Consider the following 22,095-nt stretch of genomic DNA (forward strand, 5'->3'; position numbering starts at 1 on the left):
TCCAATTATCCCTTGCAGGACAGGCACTTTCGCGTATCTACACCCCGACACTCACAATAATCCACGAAAAATCCGGGCTAACAGCAGTTCAACTGCCCTCGCGGTCTTGAATGGGAACTTCCGCCAGTAGGCATAGAAGTCTTTCTCCGTGGCGAACTCCCCGTTGCCGGCTCGCAGGTCGTCAACCTTGTCCACCGCGCCGATGTACTCGCGGGTGGTCGAGGATCGCTTCGTGCTTGCAATCTTCCATGGCTGCTGCACGATCAGCTCGAGATCGTCGACCCTTCCCGGCTTGCTCTCGTTCAAAGTGTAGATGCCCAGCACGTCAAGATGTGTCGTGTAGTCGGCGAATGGGCGCATCACGCCGGGAAATAGCACCTTGGGATGACGGAAGTACGTGTTGCCGGTGTACAGCGTGATTCTGCTTTGCGTTCGATTGACTGGCTGGCCGGCGGCGCTCATGGCGCGTCGGGCGATCTTGACGTCGATGGCGTGAAAGCCTTCGCCGAAGGCGCCGCCGCGTAGTTCGAGGTCGGGATAGCCGCGTTCGGTGCCGCGTGTTGCGGTGGCGTCCTTTAACTGCTCGACGCGGTCCACGAGGAAGCTGACGATTCCGACCTCTAGGACGTTGGCGAGGGCGGCAGGTTCCTTTGGTAGCGGAAGAATGTGTCCTCCGGCGTTCAGTTGAGCTTCGAGGTCACCTTCGTCCTGTGCCACAAGTGGCCATCCGTGATCGCCGCGGCTGCGGAAGACTCCCCCGAGCCCCCAGCCGTAGTTTGCGCACTGCTGGCGAAGCCAGTCCTCCACTGATACGACCTTGGCCACCCTGGCAGCTTGCCAGAGTCTTCGAGCGACTTACAGACGGCCACGCCGCACTGCTGTGGTCAAAAGCCACTTCGCGCGAAGCTGAAGGTGGTGCTCAATCCGGTCCGCCGCAGCCTCGGGGTCGTCGTGTTCCCACACGCGGACAACGGCCCATCCGGCTTCTAGCAGCATCGCGTCCACTTCGCTGTCGCGACGAACGTTGCGATCGACTTTCGCGACCCAATACTCTTGGTTGGTCGAAGGCTGCCGGTAATGGGCCGGGCACCTGTGCCAGAAGCAACCATCGATGAACACAGCAAGCCTGGCCCGCGTAAACAGCAGGTCGGCCGTCCGACGAACGCCAGGAACGGGGCACGCCGCCACGCGATACCGCAAGCCGCGTCGGTGCAAGATTGACCGCAACACCAGCTCTGGTTTCGTGTCCCGGCTGCGGTTCCCCTGCATAACCTTCCGGGCAGCCGCGCTGGTATTGCTCCATCCTGCACTCACGAAACCAATTAAACGCACCAGAGCGCGCGGTGGCTAAACAAGCTGCTCCGCCACGTGATGACGCGAGCTTATGAGTCAGCGGCCAGCGGCCTAGCTGCCCACTGCCTTGATGGAACCGCTAAGGCCGAGGCGGCAAAGCAGCCAGCCACCCATCCGAAAGCAGCTCCAACAGCTGCCCATCCGGATCCCGGATCATCGCCATCGCCTCTGTCACCGTCCCCTCGACTACCGCTCCCCCGAACTCCTCGACCTTCTCCAATGCGCCGGCGAGATCGGACACCGAAAACGAAATATGTGTCAGCCCAATCTGATCCATGACGCGTTCCGACCCGGCGTGAACCTGACGTTTCGAATAGTCCATGAGTTCGAGCACAAAGCCCTCGCGCACCAAATAGGTCGCATGCACCCCGAGCGGCTCGGGAAGCTGCACAAGCTTTGCGGTGGGGCCGTCGGGCGGATCAAGCTCCCACCAGAACTGAAACCCGAGCACACCCTCGTAGAACCGCCGCGACCGCTCGCGATCGGAGACACACAATCCGACATGGTTGAAGGTCGTCCGGTGACTACTCATCGCGGCCTTTCTCGGCAGAACCCACGAGCGTAATAATGCAAAGATAGTGTAGAAAGCCGGAGTTCTCGTCGCGGAGAGGACTTTCCAAATGACAACCCGTCCCGACGTCAGCGGCGACGCCATAGTCGACTTCGACCACCATTCCGACGCGTTCAACCTCAATGAGCTGGCCATCAACGCCGAGCTAAGACAACGCTGCCCGGTCGCCTGGAACGAGAACTACGGAGGGTTCTGGTTCCTCAGCAGCTACGACGCGGTGAGCCGAACGGCGAGAGACGGCGACACCTTCGCCCACAAATACGAGCCCAACGCCGAAGACGGCGTCGACTACCAGGGCGAGATGGGCGTCCCAAGACCAGAAGGCCAACCGGCCCTCGGCATCGGCGAGGTCGACGGGCCCTATCACCTGGCATTAAGGCACGCGCTGGCGCCGTTCTTATCCCCCGGCGCCGTCCAGAAGCTCAAGCCGTTCATGGAGCAATCGGCGCACTGGTTCCTCGACCAAAAAATCGAAGACGGACAGATGGACCTCGTGCTCGACTACGCCAGCCCGGTCCCGGCCATCCTCACCATGAAACTCATGGGCCTGCCCTACGACAACTGGCACCTCTACGCCAACCTCTTCCACTCCGTCATGGCCGTCCCGCAGGACAGCGACGAGTACACCAACGCCATCGCCAAAGTCCCCGCCATGATGGAAGAAGTCATCGAATTCGCCACGGCCAGACGAGGCAAACCGCAAGACGACCTGACCAGCTTCCTCATCCAGTTCGAATTCGACGGCCAACGCCTCACCGACGAACAACTGCTCAACATCCTCTGGAACCTCATCGGCGGTGGTGTGGACACCACCACCTCCCAAACCGCGCTCACGCTCAAACACCTGGGCACCCACCCGGAACTACGCCAACAACTCATCGACCACCCGGAGCTCTACCGCACCGCCACCGACGAATTCCTGCGCTACTTCTCGGTCAACCAAACCCTCAGCCGCACAGTCACTCACGACGTCGAGCTCAACGGCCAACACCTGCGAAAGAACGACAAAGTCGTCATCAGCTGGCTCTCCGCCAACCACGACGAGCAGGAGTTCGACCGGCCCGACGAAATCGTTCTCGACCGCGCACCCAACCGTCACGTCGCCTTCGGGCTCGGGCCGCACCGCTGCATCGGATCCCACCTCGCGCGGCTGATGTCCGAGGTGATGGTCAGGGCCGTCCTCGACCGCATCCCCGACTACCAGGTCGACCTCGACCACGTCCACCAATACTTGGGCAACCCCAGCATGACCGGACTCGGCAAGCTGCCCGTCACCTTCACCCCCGGCACCAAGCGAGGCTAGATGCCAGACAGCGCTCGCAGACCCGCCAACCCAGTAACGCAGATGCTGGGTCCGTTCACACGCACCGGCGGCTTCTACGCCCGCTCCTGGGGCACCTACCTGGATCGTCAGCCCGACGAGCTCCCGGTGGCCCGGCCCACCATCGCGCTGGCCGCGCAGGCGTTCCGCGACGAAATCCTGCTGGCGGGGTTCAGCCTGCTGCGCCGAGCCCCCGACGCAAATACCCTCGACCGCATCGACAGCGAAGTTCTTGCCGCACAGAACTTTTACGGCGACAAGGGCTGGCTCGACAATCCCGAGGGTTTCTTCTCCCCGCCCCCACCCCTGACCGACGTGACGGTCAAGCGCGTGAGCAGCATGGGACGCACCTACGAGCGGCTGTCCTTCGACAGCGACTATGCGCCCCACGAAGGCGAACCCGGCCGGGAACGGTGGCGCAGCTACACCGGCAACGACCGCGAGTACGCCCTGATGTTCCGGCACCGCCGGCCGCGCCCCTGGCTGGTCTGCATCCACGGCGCGGAGATGGGACGCGCCGCGCTCGACCCCATGCTGTTTCATGCCTGGCACCTGTACCGAGGTCTCGACCTGAACGTCGTGCTTCCCGTGCTGCCCATGCACGGCCCCCGTGCGTGCGGCCCACCAAAATTCCCCAGCGAGGACGTGCTCGACGACGTCCACGGCACCGCCCAGGCGGTCTGGGACATCCGGCGCCTCATCACCTGGATCCGCGCGCAACAGCCCGACGCCGCGATCGGGGTCAACGGCATCTCCCTCGGCGGTCTGATCTCGTCGCTGGTCGCCAGCCTCGACGACGGCCTCACCTGCGCGGTCCTGGGCGTGCCGGCCGTCGACCTGGTGAACCTGGTCGGCCGCCACGCCGGCCTCAGCGGCCACGCCGCCCTGCGCCACACGATGAACTCGGCCAAGCCCCTCGGCCGGATGATCTCGCCGCTGGCACTGACCCCACGTGTGCCGAAAAAGGGCCGCTTCATCTACGCCGGCCTCGCCGACCGGCTAGTACACCCACGCGAACAGATCAGCCGACTCTGGGAGCACTGGGGCAAACCCGAAATCCAATGGTACCCAGGCGGTCACACGGGATTCTTCCGCTCGCGGCCGGTGCAGCGGTTCATCGACGACGCGCTCGCGCAGTCGGGCCTGGCCGACAAGAGATGACTGCTTCCTACCTGCGATGGATAGCGGCGAGTGCGGCCAAGCCACTGGTCCATGCCTATCGGCGCACCGGTGCCGACGTGCCCTTCGGCGATCCGGTTCCTTCGCACGGGACAGAAATGGAGGGCTGGTTCTGGCGCCTCACCGATGCTGCGTCGGGTCGCGTCGTCGTTGCGCTGTGCAGTGTGAACCGGCACCCGGACGGCGACTGGGCCACTCTGGCGGTCGCGCTGCATCCCGGCGGCGTCGTGCGCTCCGCGGCCCTGGACGGTGCCCACGCCGCATCGTCCACCTTCTCGGTGCACGCCGGGACCGCTCCCGACTGCCGCCTGGCGGCAAGCACCGATCGGCTCCAGATCGACCTCGACGGCATCCACCTCGACCTGCATTTCGCCGATCCCTTCAATTGGCCTAAGGCCTTTGGTGGCGGCGGCTTCTTCTCTTCGGTCCCGTTCCTCAACCAATACTGGCATCCCTACCGACTCGGCGGAAAAGCTACCGGCACAGTCGAATTCGGAAGAGACACCTGGTCGTTCAGTGAAGCCCGGCTGTACACGGAACGCAACTGGGGCGCGGGCTTCCCCGAGCGCTGGTGGTGGGGTCAGGCACACGATTTCGGCGACGCCGACGTCTCGGTCGCGTTCTCGGGGGGCCTTCTTCAGCTCGGCCCGATCCGCAGGGACGTCACCGGAGTCGTCGTGCGACTCGGAGACCGCGTCATCCGGGTAACCCCGCCGGCGCCCGTGCGATCGGACATCGGCGACGGACGCTGGACCGTGTCAGCGCGCACACCCCGCTACCACATCGAGTTGGACGGAGACGGCACCCGCGCGGATCCGCACGTCTTACCGGTGCCGCTGCCCCCGCAGCGGCGCAACATCGACGCCGACTTCGAGCACCTCGCCGGTCGATTGCATTGCAGTGTGCGGGAGTACGGCCGGCTGGTGTTCGACGGGACCTGCGAGCTGGCCGGCCTGGAAATCGGCAGCCGGCCGGCATAGATCGACTCACCGTCGCCCCGCTGCTCCTGCCGCACACTGATCGCTTGGCCCGTCGGGCTCAGACCACTTCCTATGGAACCGGAATCGGCTTAATCGGGTTGCCCTGCTGGATCGACGAACAGTTCTGCGGCGGAGGCAGATTGGCGAAACGCTGCTTGATCCAGGCGATCGAGTTCGGCAGCCAGAGCATGAGACTCCAGACGTGGCTGAGCAGGTCGTACTCCTCGTAGTGGACCGCCGTGCCCTTCGCGCAGTAGTCGCGGGCCAGCGTGCGCACGTCGCCGGCGATCATCACGCCATCGCCGGCGCCGATGCCCGGCTGGTTGCCCGGCGTGCCCTCGAGCTCACCGCCGGCGCCCTGGCCGATGAACAGCGGGATCGTCGGCGTACCCCCGGTGCCCATGATCAGCTGGTTGGCACATGTGACGTAGAGCGGGATGCTCTCGGGAGTCGGGTACTCGGGTTTGGCCAGCTGCTCCCACTTCAGATCCGCGTACCTCAGGCCGAGGACGTCGACGATCGACGCAGTCTGCATGTCGTTGTAGATCTGCACGCCGCGGTCGCTGAGATACCGCCTGAAGTCGATCTGAAACGCGCGTGCGATGCCGACGAGCGCCATCGGCATGACACCGGCCCAGCTCAAGCTGCCCTCGACGTAGTGCAGGTTGTGCGCCGGGTGGACGAGCACGCCGCCGATCGCCGCGCCGATCAGGTGCTTGTTGACGTCGGGCGCATACGTCGGGGCGAATTCGGCGGCCCACTCGGTGGCGAGCGCACCACCGGAGTATCCGAGCATCGCAACCTTTGCGTCGCTGCCGATGGCCGACGAGTTGAACGCCGCCCGGATCGAGTCGAGCGTGTTCATTCCGTACTCGGGACCCGCGGCGAAGTCCGCCCTCTGGCCCTCGGTGTCGGGGACGATGACCGTGTACCCCTCGGCGAGGAACGGACCGAAGACTCCCAGCTCGACGTTGGGGACAACTCCGCCAAGCGTGGGGTGTCCGCCCGAGATCGCATACGACGGCTCGTCGTCCTGTTTGAGCGAGTCGTAGGCGGACTGATAGGAGATCACCTTCGTCTTGTCCCGCAGCTCCAGCGGCTGAATGACCGAGGTGACATTGACGGTCGGGTTTCGGGTCTGGCTGGTCGACCGGTAGAGCAACTGCGTGGTCTCGAGCACCGTTGGCAAACCCAATATGTGGTAACGAACGCTGCGAGTCTTCAGCACCGTTCCCGGCAAGATGTCCGGCAGCGGCGGATGGCCGGTGTACGAGTAGAACGGATCATTCTTCGGATGCGGCGGGGCTATGGCCCCGCCGGGCAGGCCACTCCAATCGGGATACCGACCTGCTGGTTGTCGTGATGCAGTCATGGACTCCCCTTAAGCGTGGCGCTACGCCTTGGCTTTCGACGGGCTCGACCTTCCTGTGCGTGCGGCGGCTGGCCTCTTGCCGTTAGAACGCACCGAGGCTCGCTCCCCCTCGCGTGGCGGGATGGTCTTGGGCACCGGGTCGAAGGCGGCGGGATCGGCCAGGTACGCGCGGAAGATGCCGGCCATCGTCGCCGCCTGGTAACCGTCGACGAACCGGTGATCCAGGCCGATCGACAGCGGCAGCACCGGACGCACGACGGGTTGACCGCCCAGCGCCAACACCTTGTCCTTCACGGCGCCGATCATGATCCCGAGCGGCACGTGGCAGAAGGTCGGCCACGGGGCGGCGGCCGTGTCGAGGCCGTAAGTGCCCACATTGCTCACGAGTACCGAGCCGTAAGGGCGAGCTTCCAGCCCAAGGAAGGGAATGGGTAACTGAAGGCTTTCGGTGACGAAGCCGAGCGCATCCATCACTGGGCGAAGCAGCAACGGCGGCAGCCCCTTGACCATCGCCTTGCTCTGCTTGAACTGTGGATCCTCGTCGTGGCGAATGCGTGCGACATGATCGGCGAGTTCCTTGGCGATCACCCAGGGCGGTTTCTCATCGATGCGACGCACAACGGTGCCCGATAGATCGGTGCCGGCTGCTTCGGCCCCGGTTACAAGATCTGTCCGCAGCGATACCACGAAGAAGCAGTCGACGGTCGGTGACGGCAGGAAGCTGCCTAACACGACCCGGCCGTTAAGGCCCGGCAGTGCTTCGATGACCTTGCCGACAGCTCTACCGACGAGGTCCATGGGGGTGACGTGTTGGCCCGTTGCCTCGCGGACCTGGCGCAGGTACTCGAGCAGCCGCGCCGCTTCGATATCTATCGTCGCCCAAATGATTGGGTCTTTCCTCGGCCGCCAGGTGGCCATGGCTATCTTCCGCCAGACGGAGAACGGGATGGCGGATGGAGTGGTCCACATCATCGGAATTTCCTCTTCGAAGCAGGTACCCGAGTCTCCATCCAGAGCCGGGATGCGGCCAGAGGACAAGGTCCCCTTGTCGGTGGCAAACAATGTCGACAAAGTCGTCCTCAGCTGTCTCTCCGCCAACCACGACGAGCAGGAGTTCGACCGCGCACCCAACCGTCACGTCGCCTTCGGGCTCGGGCCACACCGCTGCATCGGCTCACACCTCGCGCGGCTGATGTCCGAGGTGATGGTCACGGCCGTCCTCGACCGCATCCCCGATTACTTGGTCGGCGTCGACCACGTCCACGAGTATTTGGGCAACCCGAGCATGACCGGGCTGGGCGAGCTGCCGGTCACCTTCACCCTGGGAAAGAGCCGAGCAGCCGAGATACCTTGCGGCCGTGGTGATTACGACGCCGTCGCGTATTGCAGCACCGGCTCCGACGAATCTACATGCTCGCCACTGATGATCCTGAGCCGATTCGGACGGACCTCGTAGAGCACGCCGTCGACCGGGTTGGTGACATCGAACCCGTCCCCAACGCGCTCCGCGTTAGATAGCTCGATGTGCGCGCCATCGCGGATGCGCTCGCCGCGGTAGTAGTAACTGCCGCTGAGGTTTTGACACACGACGGCCAGCGACTTGGCGGTGCGCACCACTGCGGCCGGCGGATTCCCCGGGTCGCACCGGGCCGTCTCGCCGACGAACCCTAACCCGTCGGCGCCCTGCACCGGACGCGACAGCGTCGGCGTCTTCGGCGGCGGCGCGCTCGACGGCGCGGGCGATGTCGTCTTCGCCGCCTGCGGCGGCGGCGAACCGCCGTTGCTCAGCGCCGATACCAGCGCCACGATCAGCCCGGCGATCACCAGCACCACCGCCGCCCCGGTCACCACCAGCGGCGCGCGGCCGCCAAAAGGCCGACCCGGCGTCGGCGGCTCGGGCGCCGCAGACGGCGGATACGGGCTATAACCGGTGTCATCCGAATTCGGATAGACCGCCTCAAACGGCCGGGTACGAAGGGGCTCCGCGCCAACGCTGACCGCGACCGGCTCGTACGCCGCGTTTACGGCGTCGCTCGCCGCGCGGGCGAGTTCACCCGCGGAGGCGAACCGCGCCGTACGTTGTTTGGCCATGCCCCGGGCGATGACGTCGTCGAAGGCCCGGCCGATGCCGCGGCGCATGATGCTGGGCCGGGGCGCCGGTGACAACATGTGCGCGCTCTTCAGCTCCTCCGGGTCCGTGCTCTCGAACGGCGGCTGACCGGTGAGGCACTCATAAAGCAGGCACGCCAGCGAGTACACGTCGGTCTGCGGTCCCACTCGGCCGGTGGTGAATCGTTCGGGCGCGATGTAGGCGCGTGACCCGTCGGCGTGCGCAATCCCGAAGTCGACGAGATACGCGAAGTGGTCGGGGGTGAGCAGCACGTTTTCCGGCCTGACGCCCAGGTGCACCAGCCCGGCGGCGTGCGCGGCGTCCAGCGCCCGCGCCACCTGGGCGGTGATCGATGCGGCGCGCGAGGGTTCCAGCGGGCCCCGCTCGCGCAGCAGGTCCTTGAGGCTGCCGCCCTCGACCAACTGCATATCGACGAAGAAAACCCCGTCAATCTCGCCGAAGTCATCCACCGGGATGACGTGGGGCTCTTGCAAGCGCGCCGCGACCGTGCACTCACGCCGAAAGCGTTGCTGGAAGCCGGGTTCCGCGGCCATCTCGGCAGGCAACAGCTTGACCGCGACCGTCCGGTCCTTAACCGTGTCGTAAGCCCGATAGGTCTCGCCGGTTGCGCCCGTGCCGATCAGCGATCGCAGCTCGTAGGGACCGAACCGGGTGCGGAACCGCGAGGTCAATGGGCCATCCTTTCGCCAGGTCGAAAAGGTCCAACCCGGCGGGTTCCCAAATCCGGCGCGGACGTAACGTGCGGCGGCTCACGCGTGCGGAGGCACCGGGCACCAGAATAGGCCGCAGTTGAAGTTGGGCGGGCCGGCCGGCGCGCGGGGGGTGGCGGTGATCGGGCCGCTCGGCCACCCGTAGACGGCGCCGGTGTCGGCGTCGACGACGCCGCGGTAGTCGTAGTAATAGAGGTGGCACACGCCCATGTCCCAGTTGATGAAGTTGTCCGGGACGCGTTCGCCGGGGCACCACTTGCCGCACGTGTGCCCGGCCGGGCAGTTCCCGCCGACGTGGCCGTAAGGGTCGGCCTGCGCGACGCCCGCGGCCAGCCCCATGCCGATGCCGGCCGTCAGCAGGGCGCCGGCCATCCACTTCTTGTTCATGCCGTAAGCACATAACGGCCGGCGGGCTACCGATCTCATATCGACGTCAGCCGCCGTGGCCACCCTTGTGTTTGTTGCCGGGGTGACCGGGTGGCGGCGGCGGCAACTGCGAGCTACTGCTGGGTGTGGTTGTGGCGGTGGTCGTCGGCGGCGGCACCGGCGTGGTGGTAGTAGTGGTCGGCGTCGGCGGTGGCGCCGAGAACGGCGGATCGATCGCCAGCAGGAGGAGTGCCAATAGGAATGCGGCAACGATCGCCGCGATCCACCATTTGCGCCGGGGACTGTCCGGCTCGAGCGGCGCACCCGCAGGCGTATAGGTCAGCACCGCGGGCGGGGGCGCTTCCATGACCCGGGTGCCGGTGGGCATCGCTGCGGGGGCAGGGCCGACCAGCGCGGCTCGCATCGCGCCGGCCTGGTCGAACCGCCATGCAGGGTCGCGCGCCATCGCACGTTCGATCGCTGCGGCAAGTCCCGGTGGCACATCGGGGCGCAGCGCGGCCAGCGGCGGCGGTGACTCCTGCAGGATCGCGTGTGCCAGCGCGCCCAGGTCCTCCTGCGGGAACGGCCGCCGCCCAGTCAGCGCCTCGTAGCCCACCACGCCGACGGCATACAGGTCGTCGAACACCGTGGCCGGCTTGGACGTCAGCCGCTCGGGACTCAGATACGCCATGCTGCCGACGACTTCGCCCGTCCTGGTGTAGGCGGCGCCGGACGTCTTGGCGATGCCGAAATCGGCGAGCTTGGGTTCGCCCCGGGCGGTGAACAAGATATTGCCCGGCTTGACGTCGCGGTGCAGAATGCCGACGTTATGCGCCTCGGCAAGGGCGTCCAGGACGCCGTCGAGGACGGCGTGTACGAACGCCGGCGGCAGCGGCCCGTGAGCGATGTGGTCGGCCAGCGACAGTCCCGGCAGCCGCTCCATGACGATGAACGGCAACCCGTGATGCTCGCCGACGTCGTGGACCACTACGACGTGCCGACCGGTCAGCTGCGCGGCCGCGCGCGCCTCCGTGTCGAACCGCAATCGGCTGTCGGGCCGGTCAGCCACCCCGGGATAGAGCAGCTTGATGGCGACGGGCCGGTTCAGCTTCAAGTCCCACCCGTCACGCACCTCGGCCATCGCACCGCGGCCCAGGACACCGCGCAGTTCGTACCGACCGTCGCCAAGGAGCCCGCCCGGCACCAGAGGCACTCCGTTACTGCCCTGGCCGCGGTAAGACCGAGTTCCTTGGAGGTCCGTGTCGATCTCCTGTCGGAAAGCTGACTCCCTGCTGGTTCGGGATAACCACACAATCCGGAATCGAAACCCGCTACTCAACAGGCGTTAAACAGCGGGGTCCGCATTCCCGTCGCGCGGTTTTTGGACCGCCCCCGCATACTCGCCGACGAAGCCGTTGTTCAGCCACCACCTGGGTTCGGTGTGCTCGAAGATTTCCTCGCCGAGGGCACGATTGCGCACTGACCTCTTGACAGGAAACGGATTCATCCCCGTCTTGTATTCGACCCCGACCATGGCGGGGGCGGCCGGCCGGCCTCGCCTGGGCAGCAGCTCGAAGCCGGCCTGCGCAAGCATGGTGTTCAACTCGGCGGGGCGAGGGAATCGCCGAAAGTCGTGGTTTGGCTTGTCCAGACCGAACACGAACAGCGGCCCGACCGTCACGAAACAAAGCCATGTGCACAGGTTGCGATCCGGTGCGACATAGAACATCCGGCCGCCCGGCTTCAGCGCGCGAAATACGCTGTCCATCAGACGGCGGTGCTCGGTGCAGTGGTCAAGCACCCCGTGCAGGTAAACAAGGTCGAATCGATTGGCCCCCAACACCTCCGCATCACGCGCGTCGCCGACGACGAAGGCCACCCCGGCCTTGTCGGCAAAGCGCTTGCGGGCTGCGTCGATCGACTTGTAGTCGACGTCGACGCCCACGATGTCCCATTGGCCCAACTCCGGATATCGTTCGAGCAATCCTTCGATCGTCCCGCCACCGCCGCAACCGACCACCGCCATCCTCGGGCGCTGACCAGCTACGGACGGAAGGTAGTCGCGTAGGAAGTCCCATGCCGCGTAGTCGATCTCGCCGACGAGCTCAGCGGTGAAGCGCCACTGTTCGCTGACCTCGGCGTTGGAGAAGTAACGCACCCCGCGCTCGATCGTGCCGTTGCTGATCCGCATCAGCATGCGATCGATCATCGAATAGCGGTACTCGGGCTCGCCTGCCGCATCGTTGGCGCGTTCACGATCGAGGAACTCGATGTAGCGTCGCTCTTCGGGTTCGATCGGCGCCTCCCACGATTGGGCGTGGCCGAGCACGCGTTCCCGAATCCACGAGTCGATCACGCGGCTGTAGACGGCCGTGTCGAACAGCATGAGCTGATGGCCGCCACCGGGCATCATGAAGAAATCCTTGGTCCCGCCGATCCGCTCAAAGCATGCTCGGCAGTGCTCGGCGCCGACGATCTCGTCGTGCTCCCCGCAGGTGATAAGGACGGGTTTCGTGTTGGCGGCGGCGGGTTTTGGTGGCACATAGTTGAACACCGAGTGGTAGCTCTTGAGCCCATAGCGCCAGACGTAAAACGGGTCTTTCTTCTTCGTGTCCAGCAGCCCGGGGTCTTCCTGGTAGGCGGCCTTGAAGTCGATGACCCGCCGCAGCGGAACTCGCAGCCGATCACCGATCGTCTTGGCCGCCCACTTCGCTGGACGTGACTGGAACAATCGGATCGCCGGGCTCATCGGCGCCTCGTGGTTCAGCAAGATGTTCATGCACACACCGGCCGCCACGGCCGGGCACGCGTCGAGCGCGTGGAACGCGACTTCCCCACCCTGGCTCGCACCGTGCAGGACGACAGGGAGGGAAGTTCGCCGCGCCGCGTAATCGGTGACGGCCCTGGTGTCTTCGAGGAAGGCTTCAAAACTGAACACACCCGGCTTGCCCTCGGTGCGGCCATGCCCGGTCAGGTCGAACGAATAGACGGCCGCGGAAAAGTTGCGGCGCATGTGCTCGGCGAACGCGTCATAACTCTCGCTGTTCCCCGCGGTGCCGTGCACCAGCACCAGAACGTAGTCGGCGTTGTGGTTGTCGTAGCGGCGCACGAAGATTCGTTTGGCGCCGGATCCGGTCACCGCGTCTTCGACCATCGGCGGCACTGCCTGATCGGTGACGTTCGGGGTCATCGCCTTGGTTCCAATCCTTCGGTGATGTGGGCGGCGAGCATTTGGGCGAACACGTCGTAGTCGCGACGGAAGCCCGACGTGTCGGAAACGAACGGGCGCTGCATCGACATGCCCAGCAGCACGGTTTCGAAGAGACGCACCGACTCGTCGATCAAGCGCTGCGGCGCATCGTTACCGGCGATACGGCGAAGCGCCTCGGCGAGCTGTCGACGCTGGGTGTCGCGGTAGTCGACATACGCGATCCGCAAGAACTCGTTGTGGTTGGCCGCCGCGGCGAACTCGACCATGAACGTGACCGCGTCGAGGTTGTCGATGAACAGGGCGTACATCAGACCGGCCGCCTCGGTCAGACCCTCACGCACCGACACCCTGTGCGGCAGTTGGGTCGCCGCCGTGGCGAACATTCGCTTGGCCATGTCGTCGATCGCCGCCTGAAAAAGCTTTTCCTTCGTCTCGAAGTGATAGTGCAGCAGCGTCTGCGAGACGCCGGCCTTCGTCGAGATCAGCTTCATCGAGGACTTTTCATAGCCGTACGCGCAGAAACACTGGATCGTCGTCTGCAGGATTCGCTGCCGGGCGTCGCCGGCGGTGACCGCGGGGCCGGCAGGCTCCTCAGGCTTGGACACTGCGGTCAACATTGCCTCGTCTCTTCATGTCGGTCCGCTCTCGGCTACGATACTGCCTGATCGATCAGTCAGGCAAGGGTATTGCGATACCCTTTGACTTGATGCGCCCGGAACAAGGACCTGCTATGCCTAAGACCCCGTTGTCCAAGAAGATCACTTTGACCTTTGACAACGGCCCGACCCCTGGAGTCACGGATCAGGTTCTCGACATCCTCGCCCAGCGTCAGGTGTCCGCCATATTCTTCGTCGTCGGGGAGAATGTCTGCTCGCCGGAGGGGCATCGATTACTCGAACGCGCGGTGAGTGCGGGGCACCGGGTCGGCAATCACTCCTTCACCCACGGCCGACCTCTCGGCGAGCTCTCTCCGGCGGAGACCCTCCACGAAATCCGAAGCACGCAAAAGATTTTGGATGACTTCGGCGACATCGATCGCTACTTCAGACCGTGGGGAACGGAGGGCGCACTCGACCGGCGCTGCCTGAATCAGACGGCGATCGACCACCTCCTCGCCGAGAACTACACCTGCGTCCTGTGGAACAGCGTCCCGCGCGACTGGGCCGACCCCCGCGGATGGGTGAGCCGAGCGCTCGCCGATACCCGTAACCAACAGCACACCGTGGTCGTACTGCACGACCTGCCCACCGGCGCGATGGAGCAGTTCCCAAGGTTTCTCGATGAACTCCATGATTCCGGTCTAGAGGTCACCACAGACCTCCCCGACGATTGCGTGCCGATCGTTCGCGGTGGGATGCGAATACCCGTCGATCACCTCAGGGGGGCTTGACGCAGCCCAAGCGGCGATAAGGTGAATCGCACCGTGAGAAAGTGGGCCCCCATGAGCGACATGACGGCGCGGTTCTCCGAGATCGTCGGCGAACACAACCTGCTGACCGGCGATGCCATCCCTGAGGACTACTGGCACGACGAGGTGTTGACGAAGCCGCCGCAACGGCCGGCGTACGTCGCCAAACCGGCTTCAGCGGAAGAGGTTTCGCAGCTGCTGAAGGCTGCCTCGGACAACAGCGTGCCGGTGACGGCCCGCGGGTCGGGGACCGGCCTGTCGGGCGCGGCGATCCCGCGAGCCGACGGGCTGCTGATCTCCTTCGAACGCATGAACGCCGTGCTCGAGGTCGACACCACCAACCAGGTCGCCGTTGTCCAACCCGGGGTAACGCTCACCGAGCTGGACGCCGCGACCGCCGACACCGGCCTGCGCTACATGGTTCACCCGGGCGAGCTGTCGTCCAGCGTCGGCGGCAACGTCGGCACCAACGCCGGCGGCATGAACGCGGTCAAATACGGAATCGCCCGCCACAACGTGCTCGGGTTGCAGGCGGCGCTGCCGACCGGCGAGCTCATGCGCACCGGCGGCAAGCTAGCCAAGATCTCCACCGGCTACGACCTGACCCAGCTCATCGTCGGCTCCGAGGGCACCCTGGCCCTGGCCACCGAGGTGACCGTCAAGCTCCACCCGCGGCTCGACCACACCGCGACCGTGCTCGCCCCGTTCGCCGACTTCGACCAAGTCATGGCGGCGGTGCCCAAGATCCTGGCCAGCGGCCTGGGGCCCTACATCCTGGAGTACGTCGACAACCTGACGATGGCCGCGCTCGTCCACACCCAGAATCTGGAGCTGGGTGTTCCCGACAGCATCCGCGACAGCTGCGACGCCTATCTCGTTGTGGCGCTTGAAAGCCGGACCGCCGACCGGCTCGACGAGGGCGTCGAGAAGGCCGGCGAGCTGCTGGCCGAGCTGGGCGCCGTGGACGCCTATGTGCTCGAAGGCGGTTCGGCGCGCAAGCTGATCGAGGCGCGGGAGAAGGCGTTCTGGACGCTGAAGGCGGTCGGCGCCGACGACCTCATCGACACCGTGGTGCCGCGCGGCGCGATGCCGAAATTCCTGTCCGCCGCACGCGGTCTGGCGGCGGCCGCCGGTGGTGCCGCGGCGGGCTGCGGGCACGCAGGCGACGGCAACGTGCACCTGGCCATCTTCTGTAAGGACCCGGACACGCGCAAGAAGCTCTTGACCGACATCTTCGCGCTGGCAATGGAATTGGGGGGCGCGATCTCCGGCGAGCACGGCCTGGGTCGCGCCAAGACACCGTACTTCCTCGAACTCGAAGACCCGGTGAAAGTCGACCTGATGCGCCGCATCAAGCAAAGCTTCGATCCCGCGGGCATTCTCAATCCCGATGTGGTGTTCGCGGGCGAAACGCTCAACCGATAACCGGGAAGTGGCGTTGAGCGGCAAGGGCCTTGATCCCCTTCTGCATCGTCCAGCGCACGTGCGCGTCGAGTCTCTTGACGTCGGGAGCGTCACCGAATTCGCCGAGGTTGATCGGCCGCAACACCTCGGTGACGATCTTGGTAGGCAGCGGCATGTTGACCGGCGCGAGGACACTGAGCCCGAAGGGAAAACCGAACGTTATCGGCATGATGTTCGTTCGGAAGAACCTGCGCTCGAACTTGGTGAGCCGAAGCAGTCGCGCCAGCCACTGCCCGCGAGTCAAGAACAGCTGACTTTCCTGCCCGCCGACGGAGACGGCCGGCACGATGGGAACATCCGCCTCCAGCGCGGTGGTGATATAGCCGGTTCGGCCGTCGAAGTTGATGACGTTTTCCTGCAGGGTCGGCCGGTACACGTCGTAGTCGCCGCCCGGGAAGACCAACACGACCGCACCGGCGGCCAACGCCTTGGCGGCGTTCTCCCGCGTCGCCCGGATCACCCCGGTGCGCCGAAAGAAGTCACCGGCCGGTCCGGCAAAGATGGTGTCGAAGGCAAGTGCGTAGAGCGGGCGGTCGTAGCCGTACGTGTCGTAGTAGTCGACGGCGAACACCGACAGGTCCAACGTGAGCATGCCGCCAGAATGGTTACCCACCACCAGCGACGGTCCCGGCGGGATGTTGTCCAGGCCGCGCACCTCGGAACGGAAATACCGCTTGACGATCGGCCGGGTCAGCGCAATCACGTGCTCGGTCAGACCGCGGTCCCATTTGTCGACTTCGGTCGACTCGGTGTCGGTGTGGCTCATGTCTTCCTCGCTCGCCGTTGAGCGTGAGCTGATGGTACGCCCGCCGATCTGAGGCGGCATAGGTTTGCGGCACGGATGTCTGCCGGCGATTCCCAGGGATTAGCCGATGTGCCCACCTCCGAGCGACAACCGCGCATTCGGCGCTGCGCCGCCGCGAGTTGTCGCTGTGAGGCGGGCACTTTGGGTGCGTCGCCTCAGCCAGAGGCCCCTGTGGCTCGTGTGACGTAGCCGGGCGGCGGCCTCACATCCCGAAGTGCGTACGCCGCACCGCCGCAACGGCTTCCGGCGCCCCGCTCACCTCAACCCGTGCCGCGGCTTGCCGCCCAAACAGGTACAGCAGCAGCTCACCCGGCCGGCCGCTCAGCCGAGCAGTCGGCGAACCCGGCCGAATGGTCACCCGCTCGCCAGCCCATTCAACGGCGAGCCCGCACCCGCCGAGCCGACGACTCAAATAGCGACCGCCGCGGCGAACGTTCCGCCACAACGCGGCGTCCATATCGGGCGCCAAATCACGGGGCCCAAATCCATTCGCCCTGCGGACGTCCTCGTGGTGAACGAAGAACTCGTTGAGATTCGCCAATGCGCGAACCCATCCAATGCGGAAGAACCCGACGGGCGGACCAGAACGGATCGTGGCCACGAGCCACTCGAAGTCCTTGCGTTGCGCCAACGCGGCCCTGCGCCGCTCGGCGAACCGCTGGAAGGGACCGGGCAACACGAGACAAGGTCCCGCAACGACATCGCGTTCTCGCAACACCAAATGGGCTGCGAGATCGCGGGCAGTCCAGCCTTCGATCAGCGTGGGCGCGGAAGGGCCGAGCTCGGCGAAAAGGTCACTCAGCGCGGACCGCTCCCGCGCGTCTAGCGTGGCCCCCGACATCGGACTGAGTGATGCGAAAGGCCAAGCGCCCGAACCGGAACGGTGGAAGCCACAACGGCAGATTACCGCAATCACGCTGCGGCGCATACCAATAAACGTGAACCCGAGCACACAACCATCGGTTGTGCCCTCACAACGGCAAGACCTCTACTACCGCCGGCGCATGCCGTGCACTATGAAGCCATGAGACGTGGGCGCAACGGAGCGCCCACGATCCTCACTGACTGACAACATCATCGCGTCGATGCCGCGGCCTGCAGCCCTGCAGCCCTGCAGCCCCAGCCGATCGGCACCGCGAAGGAGACACCACATGACCACAGCACGTCCCGCCAAGACCCGCAGCGAGGGCCAGTGGGCGCTGGGCGACCGCGAACCGCTCAACGACACCGAGAAGATCAAGAACGACGATGCGCCGCTGAACGTGCGCGACCGCATCGTCAACGTCTACGCCCACCAGGGCTTCGACAGCATCGATCACTCCGATCTGCGCGGGCGCTTCCGCTGGATGGGCCTGTATACGCAACGCGAGCAGGGCTACGACGGCAGCTGGACCGGTGACGACAACACCGACAAGATCGAAGCCAAGTACTTCATGATGCGCGTCCGCACCGATGGCAAACCCCTGACGGCGCACTCGATGCGCACTCTGGGTCACATCTCGACCGAATTCGCCCGCGACACCGCCGACATCAGCGACCGGGAAAACGTGCAATTGCACTGGATCCGCATCGAGGACGTGCCCGAGATCTGGCGGCGCCTGGACTCCGTCGGCTTGCAGACCACCGAGGCCTGCGGCGACTGCCCGCGCGGCATCCACGGTTCGCCGCTGGCCGGCGACTCGCTCGACGAGGTGCTCGACCCCTCCCCCGCGATCGACGAAATCGTGCGGCGCTCCATGGGCAATCCCGAGTACGCGAACCTGCCGCGCAAGTACAAGACCGCGGTCTCGGGCCTGCAGGACGTCTCCCACGAGACCCATGACGTCGCGTTCGTCGGCGTCAACCACCCCGAGCACGGCCCCGGACTGGATCTGTGGGTGGGCGGCGGCCTGTCGACCAACCCGATGCTGGCGCAGCGGGTCGGCGTGTGGATTCCGCTGGACGAGGTCCCCGACGTCTGGGAGGCCGTCACCCAGGTCTTCCGCGACCACGGCTACCGGCGGCTGCGCGCCAAGGCCCGGCTGAAGTTCCTGATCAAGGACTGGGGCGTCGAAAAGTTCCGCGAGGTCCTCGAAACCGAGTACCTCAACCGTCGGCTCATCGACGGCCCGGCCCCCGCGCCCGTCAAACAGACCATCGACCACGTCGGCGTGCAGAAAATCAAGAACGGGCTCAACGCCATTGGCGTCGCCCCGATCGCCGGACGCGTGTCGGGCGCCACCCTGTCGGCGGTCGCCGACCTGATGGAAAAGGTCGGCTCCGACCGCGCCCGGTTGACCCCGTTCCAGAAGCTGGTCATCCTCGACGTGCCCGACGAAAAGGTCGACGAGACAGTCGCCGCGCTGGACGCCCTCGGATTGCCGTCACGCCCCTCCTCGTGGCGCAAGAACACCATGGCCTGCACCGGCATCGAGTACTGCAAGCTGTCCTTCGCCGAAACCCGGGTGCGCACACAGACTTTGGTGCCCGAGCTGGAACAGCGCCTGGCCGATGTCAACACCGAGCTCGACGTGCCGATCAGTGTCCACCTCAACGGGTGCCCGAACTCCTGCGCGCGAATTCAAGTCGCCGACATCGGCTTCAAGGGCCAGTGGATCGACGACGGTGAGGGCAATTCCGTCGAAGGCTTCCAGGTCCACCTTGGTGGCGGCCTCGGCGAGGCGAGTGGGTTCGGCCGAAAGCTGCGCCAGCACAAGGTCACCAGCGACGAACTCGGCGACTACATCGACCGGGTGACCCGCAAATTCCTCGAAGGCCGCGAGGGCGGCGAGCGTTTCGCGTCCTGGGCGCTGCGCGCCGACGAGGCCAACCTGCGATAGGAGCTGAGGACCACGCCATGGTGGCGATGAACTTCACCAAGGAGCAGCTGCGTGAGCTGGCGGAGCGCGGCGCTGCCGACATGGAGGGCGCCGACGCGGTCGACATTCTGCGCTGGACCGACGAGCACTTCGGCGGCGTCGACGGTCCCCGCGGCTGGGCGAATTGCAAGTACGTGGTGGCCGCCAATATGCAAGACGCGGTGATGGTTTCGCTCGCCTCGGATGTGCGGCCGGGCGTGCCGGTGCTGTTCCTGGACACCGGCTATCACTTCGCCGAGACCATCGGCACCCGCGACGCGGTCGAGTCCGTCTACGACATCCACCTGCTCAACGTCGCCCCCGAGCACACCGTGGCGGAGCAAGACGAACTGCTGGGCAAGGACCTGTTCGCCCGCGACCCCAACGAATGCTGCCGCCTGCGCAAGGTCCTCCCCCTGCGCCGGGCGCTGCGGGGCTACGCGGCCTGGGTCAGCGGGTTGCGCCGGGTGGAGGCCGCCACCCGCGCCAACGCCCCGCTGATCAGCTTCGACGAGTCGTTCGAGCTCATCAAGGTCAACCCGATCGCGGCGTGGACCGACGACGACGTGCAGGACTACATCGAGCGCAACGACGTGCTGGTCAACCCGCTCGTCGAGGAGGGCTACCCGTCCATCGGCTGCGCCCCCTGCACCGCCAAGCCGGCCGAGGGTGACGACCCCCGCAGTGGCCGCTGGCGGGGACGAAACAAGATCGAATGCGGGTTACACGCAACATGAGCACGCTCGTCCTCACCGCCCACGGCAGCCGGGACCCACGGTCGGGCGCCAACGCGCAGGCCCTGGCCGACCGGCTGGCAAGCATGCGCACCGACCTCGACGTGCGTCTGGCGTTCCTCGAGCTCAACGCGCCGAACTTCGTCGACGTCCTGGCCGGCTTGCCGGACAGCCGACGCGCGGTGGTCGCCCCGCTGCTGCTGGCCAGCGCCTACCACGCGCGCCTCGACATCCCCAGGCAGATCGCTAGGGCCGGGGCCCACGGCATCCGGCAGGCCGACGTGCTCGGCGAAGACGAGCGGCTGGTGTCGGTGCTGCGCGAACGCCTCACCGAGGTCGGGGTTTCCGCGCACGACGACGACCTCGGGGTGATGGTGGTCGCGATCGGCTCGTCCAACCCCGCGGCGAACGTGCGCACCGCGAAGGTGGCGTCCCGGCTGGCCGTCGGCACCCGTTGGGCCGGGGCCACGACGGCCTTCGCCACCCGGCCGGAGGCATCGGTGCACCGCGCCGCCAGTTACTTGCGTCGCCGCGGCGCGGGGCGGCTGGTCATCGCGCCGTGGTTCCTGGCGCCCGGGCTGCTCACCGACGGAGTCTCAACCTACGCGCGGGACAACGGCATTCCGATGGCCGCACCGCTGGGCGCGCACCGGCTGGTGGCCGAGACCGTGCTCGACCGCTACGACGAGGCGATGGAAGCCGACGTCGCCGCGTAACGGCTGTTGATGTGGCTCAACAGGTCTCGTATCGCCCCGGCCGGCGGGGTGCGCCCGCCCACCCAGATCGCGCGAAACTTGCGTCTTAAGTCCAACTTCGGGATGGTGACCGCGCTCAGCCGCCCGACCGCCAGGTCGTCGGCCACCGCCAGCCGGCTCATGGCCGCCGGTCCCGCGCCGGCGAGGACGGCCGCGCGCATCGCCGCCGCCGACGTCAATTCCAATACGGGCGCGGCCTGTTCCATGTCGTCCCCCAGCACCCGACGCAGCGCCTCCGTCAGCGAATCGCGAATGCCCGAATGCGGTTCGCGCGCAACCAGCGGCGTTTCCGCGAGTTCACGAGCGGTCACGCCCCGCGCCCGTCGCGTCCACTTGTGACCCGGCGGCACCACGATCACCAGTTCGTCCTGCCCCACCACGCAGGTGCCTAATCCCTTTGGTGTGCCCGGGTTTTCGACGAAGCCGAGATCGACGCTGCCGTCGCGGACCGCGGCGATGGCGTGCTCGCTGTTGGTGGCAGTCAGAATCACTTGCGGCGCAGCGCCACCGCGCCGCGTCGCGTCGGTCTGCAGCGACAGCAGCCAATGCGGCATCAACTGCTCGGAAATCGTCTGACTGGCCGCCACCCTGATCCGCTCGCGACCCTCCTTGCGCAGTGCGCCCATGCCCGCGTCGAGCTCGGTGGCGACCTCGAGCAACCGTCTGGCCCAGTCCGCGACGATCAGGCCCGCCGGCGTCAGTTGTGAACCGCGCGTCGTCCGCACCGCCAACGTGACCCCGATCTGGGCCTCCATCGACGCCAGCCGCCGCGAGATGGCCTGCTGGGTCAGCCCGAGTTCGCGCGCGGCGCGGCCCAGGCTGCCGGTCTCGGCGATCGCCAAGAACACCTCGAACGAAGCGAGCTCGGGCATCCGGGGGCTGAGCGGCATGGCTGATC

21 protein-coding genes and 1 pseudogene are annotated in these 22,095 nt (G+C 66.1%); 9 read left to right on the forward strand and 13 right to left on the reverse strand.

Translation table 11 applies throughout. The features are described from left to right. Positions 1-51 precede the first annotated feature (51 nt). The 3 genes from AWC17_RS02025 to AWC17_RS02035 all read right to left on the reverse strand — a co-directional run bounded on the left by AWC17_RS02025 (position 52) and on the right by AWC17_RS02035 (position 1,885). Entirely contained in the window at positions 52-825 is a 774-nt protein-coding gene (locus AWC17_RS02025) for a type II restriction endonuclease (RefSeq protein WP_046185696.1), read from the reverse strand. A 30-nt stretch (positions 826-855) separates the two neighbouring features. Then, positions 856-1,332, reverse strand: coding sequence for a very short patch repair endonuclease (locus AWC17_RS02030; protein ID WP_425270847.1), 477 nt, complete (start codon positions 1,330-1,332; stop codon positions 856-858). 100 nt (positions 1,333-1,432) lie between these two features. Beyond that, positions 1,433-1,885: a VOC family protein gene (locus AWC17_RS02035; RefSeq protein WP_046185694.1), complete on the reverse strand. Its 453-nt coding sequence runs from the start codon at positions 1,883-1,885 to the stop codon at positions 1,433-1,435. A gap of 88 nt (positions 1,886-1,973) precedes the next feature. Between AWC17_RS02035 and AWC17_RS02040 the strand changes: the two genes are divergently transcribed. The 3 genes from AWC17_RS02040 to AWC17_RS02050 are packed head-to-tail and all read left to right on the forward strand — an operon-like array spanning position 1,974 to position 5,404. Then, on the forward strand, positions 1,974-3,227 hold the full coding sequence (locus tag AWC17_RS02040; protein WP_046185693.1) for a cytochrome P450: 1,254 nt from the start codon (positions 1,974-1,976) through the stop codon (positions 3,225-3,227). Further along, positions 3,228-4,406: an alpha/beta hydrolase family protein gene (locus tag AWC17_RS02045; RefSeq protein ID WP_046185692.1), complete on the forward strand. Its 1,179-nt coding sequence runs from the start codon at positions 3,228-3,230 to the stop codon at positions 4,404-4,406. Next, positions 4,403-5,404 carry a tocopherol cyclase family protein gene (locus AWC17_RS02050; RefSeq protein WP_046185691.1) on the forward strand — a complete coding sequence of 334 codons (1,002 nt, stop codon included), beginning with the start codon at positions 4,403-4,405 and terminating at the stop codon, positions 5,402-5,404. Before AWC17_RS02045 ends, AWC17_RS02050 begins: the two co-directional genes overlap by 4 nt. A 70-nt stretch (positions 5,405-5,474) precedes the next feature. Here AWC17_RS02050 and AWC17_RS02055 read toward each other — a convergent pair whose 3' ends face one another. Both AWC17_RS02055 and AWC17_RS02060 read right to left on the reverse strand, forming a co-directional pair. Continuing rightward, positions 5,475-6,776 (reverse strand): lipase family protein, encoded by a 1,302-nt coding sequence (locus tag AWC17_RS02055; RefSeq protein ID WP_046185690.1) that lies wholly within the window; start codon positions 6,774-6,776, stop codon positions 5,475-5,477. A 21-nt stretch (positions 6,777-6,797) separates the two neighbouring features. After that, complete coding sequence (locus AWC17_RS02060; RefSeq protein ID WP_141224417.1) at positions 6,798-7,838, reverse strand: 2-oxo acid dehydrogenase subunit E2; 1,041 nt, start codon at positions 7,836-7,838, stop codon at positions 6,798-6,800. A gap of 4 nt (positions 7,839-7,842) precedes the next feature. Here AWC17_RS02060 and AWC17_RS02065 point away from each other — a divergent pair. Continuing rightward, positions 7,843-8,127 (forward strand): annotated as a pseudogene (locus tag AWC17_RS02065) (cytochrome P450); the annotation flags it as partial. Between the two features lie 14 nt (positions 8,128-8,141). Here the strand turns inward: AWC17_RS02065 and AWC17_RS02070 are convergent. The 5 genes from AWC17_RS02070 to AWC17_RS02090 all read right to left on the reverse strand — a co-directional run bounded on the left by AWC17_RS02070 (position 8,142) and on the right by AWC17_RS02090 (position 13,811). Next, a complete protein-coding gene (locus AWC17_RS02070; RefSeq protein ID WP_085164201.1) occupies positions 8,142-9,578 on the reverse strand; it encodes a serine/threonine-protein kinase in 1,437 nt (478 codons plus the stop codon). 78 nt (positions 9,579-9,656) lie between these two features. After that, entirely contained in the window at positions 9,657-10,004 is a 348-nt protein-coding gene (locus tag AWC17_RS02075; protein ID WP_085164203.1) for a hypothetical protein, read from the reverse strand. 46 nt (positions 10,005-10,050) lie between these two features. Next, positions 10,051-11,187: a serine/threonine-protein kinase gene (locus tag AWC17_RS02080; RefSeq protein WP_046185084.1), complete on the reverse strand. Its 1,137-nt coding sequence runs from the start codon at positions 11,185-11,187 to the stop codon at positions 10,051-10,053. Positions 11,188-11,328: 141 nt separating this feature from the next. Further along, positions 11,329-13,173, reverse strand: a complete 1,845-nt coding sequence (locus tag AWC17_RS02085; protein WP_046185085.1) for an alpha/beta fold hydrolase — start codon at positions 13,171-13,173, stop codon at positions 11,329-11,331. After that, on the reverse strand, positions 13,170-13,811 hold the full coding sequence (locus tag AWC17_RS02090) for a TetR/AcrR family transcriptional regulator (RefSeq protein WP_046185086.1): 642 nt from the start codon (positions 13,809-13,811) through the stop codon (positions 13,170-13,172). Before AWC17_RS02090 ends, AWC17_RS02085 begins: the two co-directional genes overlap by 4 nt. A 113-nt stretch (positions 13,812-13,924) precedes the next feature. Here AWC17_RS02090 and AWC17_RS02095 point away from each other — a divergent pair, with 113 nt between their 5' ends. Next, a complete protein-coding gene (locus AWC17_RS02095; RefSeq protein WP_046185087.1) occupies positions 13,925-14,584 on the forward strand; it encodes a polysaccharide deacetylase family protein in 660 nt (219 codons plus the stop codon). Between the two features lie 51 nt (positions 14,585-14,635). Beyond that, complete coding sequence (locus AWC17_RS02100) at positions 14,636-16,027, forward strand: FAD-binding oxidoreductase (protein ID WP_085164205.1); 1,392 nt, start codon at positions 14,636-14,638, stop codon at positions 16,025-16,027. Here the strand turns inward: AWC17_RS02100 and AWC17_RS02105 are convergent. Beyond that, positions 16,017-16,832 carry a 1-acyl-sn-glycerol-3-phosphate acyltransferase gene (locus AWC17_RS02105; RefSeq protein WP_046185093.1) on the reverse strand — a complete coding sequence of 272 codons (816 nt, stop codon included), beginning with the start codon at positions 16,830-16,832 and terminating at the stop codon, positions 16,017-16,019. The two genes, AWC17_RS02100 and AWC17_RS02105, sit on opposite strands and share 11 nt — an antisense overlap. Before the next feature lie 241 nt (positions 16,833-17,073). Beyond that, positions 17,074-17,712, reverse strand: a complete 639-nt coding sequence (locus AWC17_RS02110; RefSeq protein WP_046185089.1) for a TIGR03085 family metal-binding protein — start codon at positions 17,710-17,712, stop codon at positions 17,074-17,076. A gap of 310 nt (positions 17,713-18,022) precedes the next feature. On the opposite strand from AWC17_RS02110, the gene AWC17_RS02115 reads away from it, so the two are divergent. The 3 genes from AWC17_RS02115 to AWC17_RS02125 are packed head-to-tail and all read left to right on the forward strand — an operon-like array spanning position 18,023 to position 21,158. Further along, positions 18,023-19,690, forward strand: coding sequence for a nitrite/sulfite reductase (locus tag AWC17_RS02115; protein WP_046185090.1), 1,668 nt, complete (start codon positions 18,023-18,025; stop codon positions 19,688-19,690). Between the two features lie 17 nt (positions 19,691-19,707). Beyond that, positions 19,708-20,445, forward strand: a complete 738-nt coding sequence (locus tag AWC17_RS02120) for a phosphoadenylyl-sulfate reductase (RefSeq protein ID WP_046185091.1) — start codon at positions 19,708-19,710, stop codon at positions 20,443-20,445. Next, a complete protein-coding gene (locus tag AWC17_RS02125; RefSeq protein WP_047324061.1) occupies positions 20,442-21,158 on the forward strand; it encodes a sirohydrochlorin chelatase in 717 nt (238 codons plus the stop codon). Before AWC17_RS02120 ends, AWC17_RS02125 begins: the two co-directional genes overlap by 4 nt. Here the strand turns inward: AWC17_RS02125 and AWC17_RS02130 are convergent. Beyond that, entirely contained in the window at positions 21,122-22,087 is a 966-nt protein-coding gene (locus tag AWC17_RS02130; protein ID WP_046184585.1) for a LysR family transcriptional regulator, read from the reverse strand. The genes AWC17_RS02125 and AWC17_RS02130 overlap by 37 nt on opposite strands. Positions 22,088-22,095 lie beyond the last annotated feature (8 nt).

This window comes from Mycobacterium nebraskense (assembly GCF_002102255.1).
Classification (GTDB): Bacteria; Actinomycetota; Actinomycetes; order Mycobacteriales; family Mycobacteriaceae; genus Mycobacterium; species Mycobacterium nebraskense.